Source organism: Proteus sp. NMG38-2 (genome assembly GCF_020640995.1).
Lineage (GTDB): Bacteria > Pseudomonadota > Gammaproteobacteria > Enterobacterales > Enterobacteriaceae > Proteus.
In genome coordinates, this window is record NZ_CP085481.1 from 2,966,649 (window position 1) to 2,979,198 (window position 12,550).

Consider the following 12,550-nt stretch of genomic DNA (forward strand, 5'->3'; position numbering starts at 1 on the left):
TGCCCATATATTGACATATCCTAGGAGCTCGCCCGTTTTTCACTCAAAATCCCCCCGTTAACTCATGTCTACTCAAAAAACAGACTTAACATAGGATAATTTTCGTTTTCCAATTGGTCTCCTGGGTACGTAAAATTTCCCTTAATCTTCACAAGCCTACCTCGATAGAGCCTGTTATAATTAGGTTTTACAATTTTAAGACCTTCTGAGGATAACAAATACCAATGAAATCACCGGAAATCCAGCTCAAGGCGCTGAATAATGCATTACGTCGTTTACGTGGGGCCTGTTCCGCACTTGACAGTGAAGAGCTTGATGAAAAATTACTTGAAGTCATGCGACGACTGCTGCTTGCTGAGGTGCTCGCCGATACCTGGATTGTGGCTATAGGCGGCTCGCAAGGAGCGGGTAAAACGACTCTGATGGCGAGCCTGTATGGCCTGCATCAAGACAGTAGCGGCTGGTTACGTAGCAATGAAGGACGCGGCGAGAAAATGCCAGTCTTAATCCTCGAGAGTTCTAAGACTAAAGTGCCTCAGGGTTATGTCCGCCGCCTAGTCGAAACTGGAAATGATTTGACACTAGAGGATATCAGCGTCGACGTCAACGAGTTTCAGCGAGCGGTCTGCGATCCTGATGCGGGGGATTTACTGCCAGTATTGAAAGTACCGCAGCGTTATTTTACACGCAATAATCAGGCCTGGTTACTGCTGCCTGGCTATGAAAAACAAGAGCGTGAAAATCGTGAATGGCAAGAACTAATGCGTCAGGCAATGATCGCGGCAGGCGGTTGTATCATCGTAACCGACGAAACTCGACTGGCAAACCAGCAGCAGCTCGAAATCGTCAAAGATATGCTGGAAAAAGAGCTTAAGGACTGTAAACCTTATATTGTCATCTCCAAGACAGAAGCGTATCGCCATAATCCACAACGGCAAGCTGAATTAAGAAAAAGCGCGGCTGAAACCTTCAATGTCGCTGCCGAATATACGGATAACAATATTATTTTAACCGGCACCGACGATCCGGAATACATAACAGAATGGATGCCGCACCTGTGCCGAGCCATTGATGACCTTAACTTTTCCGGACAAACCAACCGTTATCTCCAGTTAACCCACCTTACTGGGATTGTCAGTAAGGCTCTGCCCCGCGTCATGAATATGATCCGTACTCAGTCACGTCTATATTACCACAGTGATAAAGGTAGCCAGGATGATGGCAGTCAGGTTCTGGTAGAAGTACTAGAAGTGTTTGACGACGCCGTACAGGAACTAAGAGAAGAGCACACCAAAAAGGTGAAAGCGTGTATCGCTAAAACCTTTGAAGCGGCGAAGGTTAACATGGACCGCAGGCTGGTCAAGGACCATGAGGGATTTGCCAACAGGATATCGAATGCATTTGATACCACCAGTGAAACAAAAGGCAAATTACAGAAACTGGTTCAGGATTCATGGGAGGACGCATCAGCTGGTTTCTTCAATGACTATGTGAACAGCTTGCAACAATTGACGGCGGCAAAACTCAAGCCTATGCCAAACGGCAACAATCGCCCAAACTTGCCTGCATCACCAAAGCTAGAGAAGCTGATAACACTTGGCTATATGAATAGCGCCGGGCAGCCTATACAGCACGAACAGCTGGATGCAGAAAAAATAAGTAATATCAAAATGTTGTTAAATCATGGTGCCACATCGAATGGGCAAAATACCACGGTGATGAATAAACAGCTCAGGAAAAGCGTGGAATTGATCCCAGTGCTCTCGCTGGAGTACACTCGCCTTGTGTACGCCATGCCTGAAATTTGCAAAGAGCTGCGACCTTACGTCACACTTGAGCAGTACGATGGTGAGACATCCGCAGGTAACGTCGCTGCAGAAGGGGTTCAAACCCTCAACGCAGGAGTTGATCTTGGCAAGACCGCAATAAAATCACTGGCGGCAGTGCTGGCGATTGACATTGTCAGCGACGGTGATTCCGATATCCTTGGCGCGCTCTTTGGCCAGGATCAATCTTCTATTGACCAAACGGGTTCACCCCTTCCCCCCGCACCAGTGATAATGCATCCTGCTGCCGTTGCGGTAACCGCCGTTGTGACGGCGGCCTACGTGACCGTGTCTGCGGTAACACGAATGCGCACCTTCGAGAAAAAAGCGAGCTCTCAGGCACACACCATGCTTGCCAGCGTTCATGATCACCATATTGAGCATTTACGCAGTCAGTTCGATGATACGATGAATGCGGCACGTAAGCGGATTAGCGAAACGTTACGTACGCGTTATCACATGGACGAAATACTGATGCGCAAGGATCGGCTCGCCAAAGCCATTGCCGATGTGAATACCCTTATCAACGACCTGCGTACTGAGCTGGGTTCATCGGCTTCGGGTCTACAAGTGTTAATAACCAACCACGGTGAGTGAGATGACGTCCTGGAAGGTTATAAATTATTGGCAGCAGTTAGAGTCACGGCAGTTAGAGTGGGCTTTTCGCGCCTACGATCGGCTGATTAAGAGCTTAAGTCATGACGTTCAGGAAAGAATACAGCTCAGGGAAAGCGATGCCGAACCGTACGTGGTTATCTTTGGTAAGACGCAGGTCGGAAAAACCACCTTACTGCTCGATCTGATGGGCATAGATCTGCAGCAAATGGCAACATTATCGCACGTGCTGCGCGGCGGGCGGGAAGCTGGGAAGTCGGCCACCGCCACCGCCATGGAATATCGTCGTTCAGTGGACCAGCGCTGGGGATTGTTTGTGCAATCGAAAACGCACTGGTTTGCCTCTGACGACGATATGACCGATGCCTTAGCGCAGATCAGAAAGCAGATGGAACGGGGAGAACTGGTTGTCGACTCCCCATGCATTGTGCATATTCCTGGGCGTTTTTTCAGAATGCAAACCACGGGTGTACCCGGCGTGCGTATTCTGGATCTACCTGGTGATAATCCCGCGAATGCGCAAGAGCAAAAGCATGTCAATCAAATGGCGAAGAGCTATCTTCCCTTCGCTGATTTGGTGTTGCTAATTGGTCGTGGCGATGATTTGAGTTTTCTGCAACCGGACGTTATCACGCTGCCGGGTATTGAGGACTGGCAGGCGATGCCGTGCCGATTTCGCATCGTGACCACCTATTCTTACTCAGCACAGTCGGTGAAGACGCTGATTCGCAACGATCCAGCTTTCGATATCACCCAGCTACGTCAGCGCCTTATTGAACAGATCGAACGCTTTAACAGCCTGAGTGACATGGCGAAAGATCTGAACCTCTACTTTCCACTCGAGTTTGGCAGCAGCTGGCTGAGTATGGCCGAAAACGATAGCGCCCTGTATGCCCGTGTTGCCCCCATGGTCAACCGCTTGCGTAACGAACTGTTGGAACAGATTGCGGCATCGACCAGCCCGCTCGGGCGGTTGCGCAGCACCCTAGATACCCACCTCAGCGTTAAATATATTCAGGAGAAAAAAACGGCAGTTGTCGAAAAAAAACTGTCAGCGCTAAAAAAACAGCTACAAGAAACAGAAAATACACTGATGACCTGGGAAAAGGCAATCTCTCGGTCGCTGGAAAAAATAAACCAAACTAACTGGTTATTAAAAGATAACTCGTTAGCTGTCAGCCGAGGTTTTATCGATAAAGCCGCAAAAGAGGCCGCAGTAATTAAATTGTCGGCAGAGTACAAAAGCGAAAAATGCACGACTTTACGCCGTATGATTGCCGACTATTGCAGTGAAATTAAAAAGATCCAGTTGGCCATAGCAAGTCAGTCAACGTACTGGCGAAAAGTAGCCCGTAAGAATATTGAACCTACCAGGCAGGAGGTACAGGATATTCTTGATGAAAAGTTCAATGCTATTCGCTATACGCTCGATGACTATTGGATCGATGCCTATCTTAGTTCTGCGAATTATTTATCGGACAAAAACAGCGTCATCTATGCTGCTGATAATGCAAAAGCGGAAGTCATTCGGTTGTGGACCTCACAATGGATGGCTGCAGCAGAGAACGTCCGGAATGAATACAAAAGTGAACTATCCAAAGAAAGGATGACTCTTGACGTGTTGCGAGTAGAGCAAAATAAATCCTTACGGCAGCAAACATCGCTTGAACAACAGATCGTCTCGCACAAGGATGATTTAAAAAAAATTGCCGCAGCTTCAAAGGAGGATCTTGCCCGCTGTAAGCAGTTTGTCCACTTTCTTGATAAAGAGTATCTCAACACATTAAGTACGCACCTAGATTCAGCATTGCAGGAACGGGATAATTGTGATGCTTTATTACAAATTTTATCCTGCGTTGCGTTGAAAAATCAGCGGGAAGATTTAATGAATTTAACTGAAAAGTATTCTGGATAAGAGATGAACGTGACTAGTGAAATAAAAAATAAAGAAAAATCGCTCGCCGAGTTAATGGTAAAAATACTTAAGGAACCGCTCAATCCCCTTGAGAATTCTTTAAAAAGACTCAATGCAGAGGTTCTGGATACCAAATATAAGGTTGACGAAATCAATGATGCCATTAATGCGGTAGACGCAAACACTGAAGAAATCATTAATCCTCTGAAAAGATCATTACGTGAGCTGCAAGATGAAGATATTCCTGGGATGATAAGTAAGCTGCAGGAGTTTATTTCGACTCAGGTCAACGAAAAAAAACAAGATATTCTCACCGCGCTTAGTCAACAATCGGCGCACTATGATAGCCAACTGAAAACAGAGACAGGCGAGGTCTTTGCAAAACTGTCTGATGTTCTTGGGCTACAAAATGAGAGTGTTCAGACAGCAATACAGCAGTGTCAGCAAGCGGGTATCGACGGCGCTGAGGCCCTGTTGCAGCAGCTACTGGCGATTAACCAATCTATAGAGGACACCAGCGCAGACAATGCCAGCAAGCAACGGTCGACACGAGAGCGTAACCAACGATTGTCTGAACAACTAGAAAGTGTCATGCAAGTCCAGCAGCAAATAAAGCAGTTGGTAAGTGAACTTAACCAGCAACTCAAGGGCGTGAGTCAGAATGTGCAAACGGCGCAGACCACGTTCGCGGAACAGCAAGAAAACGATCGGCGAGAAGTGTTAAGCGGCCTTAAAATGCTATCCACCGACGTCCAGACAGCTCTGGTGCAGCATTTAACGCCACCAACCCATGCTATTGAGTCTCTGCAAATAAGTCAGCAGGCGTTGACTGAAGCTGTTAACCAGCAAAAGAGCCATCTGGAGGCGAAAATTGCTGCAAGTCAGAGTAGATTTCGCTACGTTGTCATCATTTTTGCCCTGTTTGCTACCTCAACGTTGGCGTATATCGGCTATGACATCTGGAAAACTTTAGCTCCCTGACAGGACGAAAGCGCACGGTGTCTAACTCCATAGATCCATTATATTTTGAGTTGTGTATAGAGTTAGACAACCTTTTATTCAAGGTGTAGTTATTGCTCTAAAGCAAACGCCTCTAAATCGGCCTGTTGAAGATTACCTTGATAGAATAGTGGAAACTTCCTCTCCTCGCTCAGACCAGCCTGTCAGGCTTAGTTATGTTCTACCCAACACCTGTTAGTTCAAGTCTGAGCTAATACCTCTCAATTAAACCTGACTGGTTCCGAAGTTTCTAAAGTCAGCAATGAGCTCCTTGGTATTCATTTTAGCCAGATACGTCATGCGTAATAGGAAATCAAAATAATTAGAATGACGGGCCAGAGCATCTCGTCTATCAAATCGAAATACGGGGTTCTCTGGAAAGTTAACTAATGGTGCATAGTCCGGGTACCCTAAGCCAATGGCGCTACACCATGCCCGTTGTATTCTAGTCGCCATATTATTGGCATCATCTTGTAAATAGTTGCCTAAATAGCCGTATATATCACGATTAAATAACAAAACTAAATGGTAGTGAGGATATTCACTTTCATTACGTTCTCTTACCCAAGCATAATAAGGGAGTGCTGGTGTACCTGAACGCCCCGTACGATGATGTGCTGCTCTCAGTTGGCTTTTTAGTGACTCGATAAAACGGGTAATGGCTCGCTCATCCGTGCGTTGAAAACATACCGGCATATCAGGGGCATCAGGACTACTATCCTGAGCGAATCGTAAATCAACTCGGATTGCAAATACTCGGTTATGGTGTTCTAGTGTATTCTCAACCACTGCCAGTAATCGACGAAGGATATAATACGATATCGAGGAATCATAGCGATCACTCGCGATAGTTATCAGTTGATCCAATTCTGTTTTAGTTAATGCATAAGCTGACATTTTTATTACCTTACTATCATAGAAATAGCGATATCTGTATTCGTGTTTAAGTACCTATCGCATCCATAACACAGTGAGTTATAGACACAATAGGTACGGTGATTAAATAAACATTGCTTTGTTGATTGATAGGTGTTACTGTTGTAAATTAGTATTATATTTAATAAGATGGTATATATTACCTATACCGACATCATTCCATTTAATAAAAGACAGACTCCCCCTCCCCAAAACCGCAATAAACCTAGTTTGGTGATATAATCCTACTCACTGATATTATTAAAAATAACTCTGAAGTTATCCTTATTTTGGTGAGTTATTGAGTATGAATACCCCTCTACTACTGAACGGAATATTCAATCGTTCGGCTAGCTCTTCAGGTGTCATTTTTGCACCAATAAATCCCACATAACCAATGCCATCTTGAATAAACCTTTTCAGTTTCCCCTCTCTTTCCAATTGGTTAATAGCTGGCTCTAAACGCTCACTATGTCTAACAGCTCTTGGTCCATATTTAATAATATAATTCGTTCTAAAATTATAAGACCCATTACTCACTAAATGACTCTCAAGCCAATCGATTAATTTTTCAGCATCACTTGACTCCCTCGTTTCATCAGTTTTAGCGATAAAGTGATTGAGATACCACTGTGTAATATAAAATGCCGCATTCAAGGTTTCTTCTGTGATCAGCGTTGAATTCGGTGCCATAAAAACCTGCATCACTGCCGCAATTCTCGACGCATGCTCCATATAGCGTGCAATAAAATCTTCATAATGTGATAATGCCGTGTCCTGCTTCATACAATCTGATATGAATCGTTGCTGTTCATACCAGCGTTTTTGTGCCTCCGCCGTTAACGTGATACACTGACGCTCACTGCCATGCTCTCTTCGCAATGTAGCCTTGTCTAAATGGTCGATCAAAATAGAAGAGAAAGCTTTAAATGCCTGATCGCTCAGTGGTAACGTTTTCAAGTCATCCAGTCGCGTTAAGGAATTGTTCAAATCCACGAGTAAAAAACGGACTAGTCCACCAGAATACCGAAATTTCGTGCCTTTTTTCCTCAAATAATGATTAAGCAATTCCGGTTGTAACATTAACAAGATGCTAAAACGGGCATCTGAAATAAAATAGCTGTCGCGTGAAACACGGCTCACCGAAATACTCTCGCCACACCAGAGTGAATTTAATAACGAAATTTTATGAAATAGATTACCGTCAAACAGAGCTCCAGCTTCATCTGAGGCCAATGTTAACACTGGATACCCTTGACCTAATTCCCGAGTTAATGCCTCGCTGGTGGGATCATTGATAATTAAACGCCGTTCAACCGGCTTAACAGGTGCTTGTTGTAGGCATTCATCTAACTGACGATGAGCCTCAACCACATCACCTTTATCCTTAAGCACTTTTTGATAATGTTTCTCATGAGCTTTTAGCTCTATTTTCCAAATAGCCTCATGTCGTTGATACTCCGCCTGTGCTGCAACATATTCTGCTTTTTGTGTTTTTTCCCACTGAATAACGGGTGCTATCAGCATTCTGAATACCGATGTCTTTTTACTGCCCGACTTGGCAAGCACGAGCGTATAGAGCGAAGTCGGATAACGAAGCCCTTCGATAGGTTGAACATCAACGTTATCCTGACACCCCATCCCCATAACCCCTAATAGGGTGGGTAAAATAATATCTGGGCTCGCCCCTGTTTGAGTGTGTATGTGCCCGATCAGCTGCTGAAAAAATTCAGGTAAAACTTTCAACTGCAAACACAGTTCTGGATTGTCATTTGACATTTTTCTTGCCCCTTAAATTTGATAGACACCTAAACTTCACGTGAAGCAACCCATTTTTCCACCGAACTGTATAGCCATCCAACCGATGAAGCGCCAAGCTTAATTGGTTTTGGAAACGTGTCATCATAATACTTTGAACGTGGATTCAATTTTTCATAAATACTGGAACGTGAAATTCCCAGCGCCTTGGTGAGTTCTGTAATGCGAAGAATACGTAAGGGTTGAATTGATGTTGACATTTTATGTCCTCCAAGTGTGTTTCGTTCGAAGTAGACTTTGCCACAAATTCTGGCAGTATTTCCCCGTACAAATTTGGAAACCAATTTAGGAAGAGCGCATGAGTCATCACAATTTTGTCAGTATTATGTTAACGGTTTGTCGAGTGTTCGAGCTAAATACAAAAGACATCACCGGTAACGCACTGAATATGCGAGATAAATATGAAACTTCAGATTTTTCATTACATCAAAAGTTTTTTGATATCTATTACAATAAAATCATTGGCATGATAGATGCCGAGGCGGTTTATAGTCAGGAAGACAGGCGTGATGTATTCTATAAATACGAACAACTGTATAACGAAGTTGTGCATGCAGTGGTTTATTCCGACTTAGAAAGAGATATCATCACAAAAAAATATATGGAAACAGCGATACCCGCCATTATTGCACTCGATATGTATAAAACTCTCAATCGCCATACTCAAAATGCGCAGCCCCAAAGCTTTTATCACCATATACAGGCCTTTTTATTGAGTGATGACTTCCCCTTTGATAACTCAGATCCTAAACACCTATTTCAAGGTGCCAAGCATTACTTGAAAAAAGTCCTTAAACAACAAGGCATACAACCGAAAGAGAGTTTAATGGGAATTAAATCACTGATTGATAATATCCGGTGTGGCAAAAACCAAAAAACAAGCTCAATTAAACACGCCATTAATATTTGCAAATTTGAAGCGAAGGATTTCGAAAACGCACTTGACGCATTTGAAAAGACCTATACGTCTTTAAATACCTTATTAAGACTTCAAAATACCACAGGATGGGTACCTCTCATTACTCAGCATTATCGTGAATTGATGGAGGAAAATATGCGCTCATCCCATCTATTATCTTCTCTACATATGTATCTCTATCGATTTGATTACGACAAAGGTTTATTAGAGGAATGTGCTAAAACCCTTATTCATTATGCCAATGTGATTACCCCAAAAAAAGATCGTATAGAACAGTACAGCCTGGCGATTAATTATTTAAAATCGATGATATTTAAAGGAGACTTTCCTTCCGCTAATCATACTGAAAATGAATTTAAAAATTTAAAACGTTGGTTTGAAAAAAGAGCGGATATTCCCTTATTAGCTCCCTATGCTAAACTCACTGTAATCATCGATTTATTGCACAATAAAAAACTTGAAGAAGCGTATCAACTGACGCATGAAATGTTATCTGAAGAATTACCTTACGGATATTTAAAAGCAGCCTTTGCAAACATTAACCTCGCATTGAAAATAAAGCTACAGAAAAGCACAATAAAAAATGGGACACTACTACATTTAATTAATCCGATTTTAAATTCGCAAGGTGAGTATGCTGATTTTGCACTGGGTTCAACAGCATCACTAAATAATCCCATCATCACAGACCCAAATAATTTAACAATCCTTCGAGCAATTAAAATCTACAACACACTCATTACCACAATTACCTCCAATGAAGAGGACGAAAAAATTGAATATTATTCTCAAACGATCTCAGGATTATTAAGTGAGGTTAATACCGCTCTTGAAAAACTTGATGACCAGCTCCATTATATTGATGATATTTCTAGCGAACATTTTGCCGATTTAATAATTGAACAAAAGGTACTGACCCGTCGAGAGCTCACTCAAAACCTAATTGGCATCTTAAATCATTGTACCCTAATTAATTGCATTGGCTGCTTACCCGTGTTAATGAAATATCTGAAGGCACCAGATGAAAAACAAGAAGCTATCGCTTCTTTTATGGGAGTATCTGAAGACAGTGAACTCGAAAGAAACGTATTAGTAGAAACGTTACACATTGTGCATGAAAAGTTAGATCAGCAAGTCAACAAACAATAATTTCTCTACAATACACTTATGGGCCCGGCTACAATGGCTACATGTAGCCGTTGTAGCTGGGAGAGAGCATCATTTTTATTGCATCCCATCTTTTTTGCAGAATAATATTTAATTTATACAGGCAACCACAATCCATCATCACACTATTTTTGATGTTATAGATGCACTACTTATCAGTTTTCCAGATTATAGTAACAGAAGATAGATCCATTTAATACTACGTTGGTTCGTTGAAAAATGACGTATTATAACATATCATTCCGTCAGAAACGGAAATAATGTCAGATAATAAAGTATTATATTAATAAAAAATGCCACATAAATAGATTATCTATTCGATTTTAATTTCACCATTAACCTTTCAATAAAGAACATTATTTTTCATCAAATTAGCGATTCATTCAAAAAATAACACTAAAAAGCACTTATGTCGCCTTCACTCCTAATTATCACACAAAAAAATAAGTTTGCTTTGATTGATATTACCGATAAAAAATTAAACCAGTGACCATTATACATATTTTTGTTTTCATAAAAAATAGTAACCTTAGCCTATAAGAGGTTAATAAATACCTAAATATTATTGTAATTCAATAATTACTAAATAACTACTAACGTAATTGATACATTATATTGATAGCGTATTCAAGCCTTACCTCACATAAATTATAAGGGAGCTCTATGATTTGGGAAATAATAAAAAGAAAATAACTTATATCATACAACGATGTCAATCACTGGGGGTAATATTACTCCATCTCAAAAACTTAAATCGAAATATATTAGAACTAGATATCTCTTTAACTCAAATGCTATCTCAATTAAAAATCATTAAATATAATGATGAAAAAAATTAGACAGACGACATAAAATTATATTACAGCAAGGGAAAATATTAGGGTGACTGGAAGGGAATATCTATAATACAGCAAGTTATGAAATGAGGTGCAAAGGATATAAGCAAAGAGAATTGGCTAAACATTTTAATATTAGCCTTTCCACAGTTGATATTTACATTACAATGTAGGGTAAGAGAGCTTTTCATTATAAGACTGGGCATCATCTTCCCAAACTAGCCGAACAACATGTTTTCGTTTCGTTTGCATATGAACAGCGGCTATAAGTTCAACGGATTGATACTTTTCGAGGCTTTCCATCGGAAATTTGTCAGTCACTTCTGATTCAATAACTAAATCGTTACCTTCGGGGAACTCAATTCTGACGTTTCTTGCAGTAGCTGCTCCTTTATTCCAAACTTTCAGCCGATACTTACTGCTACCAAGTTTTATAATTGATGCACCAAGGTCAGCTTGCTTTCCTTTCAGTGCCTCTTCATTTTCTTTTTCCAAAAGAATAGTATTTAGCTTTTCTTGACTTTCGACAAGTGACTTCTGCCTCTTGTTAAAGCTGACCGTTTGCCATGTTGCGTAACCAGATAGAAGGAAAGCTAATCCAGCTATCACATCGCCTGCATCAATAGTTATTGGCATTACTTAATCCTTATATTCTTACTACCAGAAAAAGCCTTTTTCAAAGATTTACGTAGTTCGTCTTGAACGTCTTTCAAAACTTCTTCCTTGATTTCAGAAAGGTGCTCATCAATATTTTCGCTATTCTCTTGAATAAGCTCATCTTTATTGAGCTCTCGGTCACAAGATGCACAAGTCATGACTTGTATTGTTTCATCCCTGCCCTCTTCGTAGGAAAAGTCTGAGCAGCCACAAGTCGGGCAAAGCAAGCTTATACTTCTATTGTATTTTTCAGGATTCATTCTGACTTTCCGTTATGTGAGTGGCCGCATTTAACCACATATTTTCAAGTTCTCTTAGTGCTTATTAACAGTTAAAGACCTAAAAACTAACCAGGATCAACTGTTACTTTTTCAAGCAACTCTTTTTAAACACCTAAGCTAAGTTCTTTAAGCTTATCAGCTAACTAAACACCATCAACCAAGTCAATCGGAGCAACGCCATCACTGCTAGCTTCTTCAATGGCAGCTTTGTAGAGCTACCTGTAGTGATAAACATCCCACGATCAACTCTACCAACGGCTGCGCCCCTAAAATTACGGATCTCACAAGCTCCAACGGAACCTTTGTGCCTTTTACACTGAAAAGCGATATGAAAACTCATCAGACCGTTGATTCGGGCAATTCCTTTGCCATCGATACCACCATCACCCGTGCAACCAGTCACTTCAGCACGGATAAAGCATGATTCTCTCAATAATCGCTGTGCTAATCGCTCAAATGCATCCGGGCTCATTTCTTCAATTAGCACATGATGCAGTTTTTCACGCCAAAGCATAGCCTCTTCCGGAGAGTCATCGGACGACAGTTCGAGTGCCGATGGCGTAGTACTAGCCGGTTCAGGCTTTCAGTCGAAAGCTCTAACA

9 protein-coding genes and 1 pseudogene are annotated in these 12,550 nt (G+C 41.7%); 4 read left to right on the plus strand and 6 right to left on the minus strand.

The window, feature by feature from the left end; all coding sequences use genetic code 11:
* The first annotated feature begins 224 nt into the window (after positions 1–224).
* Genes LG402_RS14220 through LG402_RS14230 form a run of 3 tightly spaced genes read left to right on the plus strand, consistent with a single transcriptional unit; the run spans position 225 to position 5,337 of the window.
* Entirely contained in the window at positions 225–2,423 is a 2,199-nt protein-coding gene (locus LG402_RS14220; RefSeq protein ID WP_227335786.1) for a hypothetical protein, read from the plus strand.
* Between the two features lies 1 nt (position 2,424).
* A complete protein-coding gene (locus tag LG402_RS14225) occupies positions 2,425–4,356 on the plus strand; it encodes a hypothetical protein (RefSeq protein ID WP_227335787.1) in 1,932 nt (643 codons plus the stop codon).
* Between the two features lie 3 nt (positions 4,357–4,359).
* On the plus strand, positions 4,360–5,337 hold the full coding sequence (locus LG402_RS14230; RefSeq protein WP_227335788.1) for a hypothetical protein: 978 nt from the start codon (positions 4,360–4,362) through the stop codon (positions 5,335–5,337).
* Between the two features lie 243 nt (positions 5,338–5,580).
* Here the strand turns inward: LG402_RS14230 and LG402_RS14235 are convergent, their stop codons facing one another.
* From LG402_RS14235 to LG402_RS14245, 3 genes are all read right to left on the minus strand, one after another.
* Complete coding sequence (locus LG402_RS14235; RefSeq protein WP_227335789.1) at positions 5,581–6,252, minus strand: inovirus Gp2 family protein; 672 nt, start codon at positions 6,250–6,252, stop codon at positions 5,581–5,583.
* Between the two features lie 303 nt (positions 6,253–6,555).
* Positions 6,556–8,049 (minus strand): YfjI family protein, encoded by a 1,494-nt coding sequence (locus LG402_RS14240; RefSeq protein ID WP_227335790.1) that lies wholly within the window; start codon positions 8,047–8,049, stop codon positions 6,556–6,558.
* Positions 8,050–8,078: 29 nt separating this feature from the next.
* On the minus strand, positions 8,079–8,288 hold the full coding sequence (locus LG402_RS14245) for a helix-turn-helix transcriptional regulator (protein ID WP_109911354.1): 210 nt from the start codon (positions 8,286–8,288) through the stop codon (positions 8,079–8,081).
* Positions 8,289–8,386: 98 nt separating this feature from the next.
* On the opposite strand from LG402_RS14245, the gene LG402_RS14250 reads away from it, so the two are divergent.
* Entirely contained in the window at positions 8,387–10,156 is a 1,770-nt protein-coding gene (locus tag LG402_RS14250) for a hypothetical protein (RefSeq protein WP_227335791.1), read from the plus strand.
* 1,016 nt (positions 10,157–11,172) lie between these two features.
* On the opposite strand, the gene LG402_RS14255 is transcribed toward LG402_RS14250, so the two are convergent.
* From LG402_RS14255 to LG402_RS22370, 3 genes and pseudogenes are all read right to left on the minus strand, one after another.
* Positions 11,173–11,646 (minus strand): hypothetical protein, encoded by a 474-nt coding sequence (locus LG402_RS14255; protein WP_227335792.1) that lies wholly within the window; start codon positions 11,644–11,646, stop codon positions 11,173–11,175.
* Positions 11,646–11,927, minus strand: a complete 282-nt coding sequence (locus LG402_RS14260; RefSeq protein ID WP_227335793.1) for an ECs_2282 family putative zinc-binding protein — start codon at positions 11,925–11,927, stop codon at positions 11,646–11,648. Before LG402_RS14260 ends, LG402_RS14255 begins: the two co-directional genes overlap by 1 nt.
* Positions 11,928–12,213: 286 nt before the next feature.
* Positions 12,214–12,462: pseudogene (locus LG402_RS22370) on the minus strand (restriction endonuclease); the annotation flags it as partial.
* Positions 12,463–12,550: the final 88 nt, after the last annotated feature.

Excerpts from the sequence above, each read along its gene's own strand:
- LG402_RS14255 (WP_227335792.1), bottom strand. The coding sequence starts at position 11,646 with ATGCCAATAACTATTGATGCAGGCGATGTGATAGCTGGATTAGCTTTC.
- LG402_RS14240 (WP_227335790.1), bottom strand. The coding sequence starts at position 8,049 with ATGTCAAATGACAATCCAGAACTGTGTTTGCAGTTGAAAGTTTTACCT.
- LG402_RS14220 (WP_227335786.1), top strand. The coding sequence starts at position 225 with ATGAAATCACCGGAAATCCAGCTCAAGGCGCTGAATAATGCATTACGT.
- LG402_RS14230 (WP_227335788.1), top strand. The coding sequence starts at position 4,360 with ATGAACGTGACTAGTGAAATAAAAAATAAAGAAAAATCGCTCGCCGAG.
- LG402_RS14245 (WP_109911354.1), bottom strand. The coding sequence starts at position 8,288 with ATGTCAACATCAATTCAACCCTTACGTATTCTTCGCATTACAGAACTC.
- LG402_RS14225 (WP_227335787.1), top strand. The coding sequence starts at position 2,425 with ATGACGTCCTGGAAGGTTATAAATTATTGGCAGCAGTTAGAGTCACGG.
- LG402_RS14260 (WP_227335793.1), bottom strand. The coding sequence starts at position 11,927 with ATGAATCCTGAAAAATACAATAGAAGTATAAGCTTGCTTTGCCCGACT.
- LG402_RS14235 (WP_227335789.1), bottom strand. The coding sequence starts at position 6,252 with ATGTCAGCTTATGCATTAACTAAAACAGAATTGGATCAACTGATAACT.
- LG402_RS14250 (WP_227335791.1), top strand. The coding sequence starts at position 8,387 with ATGAGTCATCACAATTTTGTCAGTATTATGTTAACGGTTTGTCGAGTG.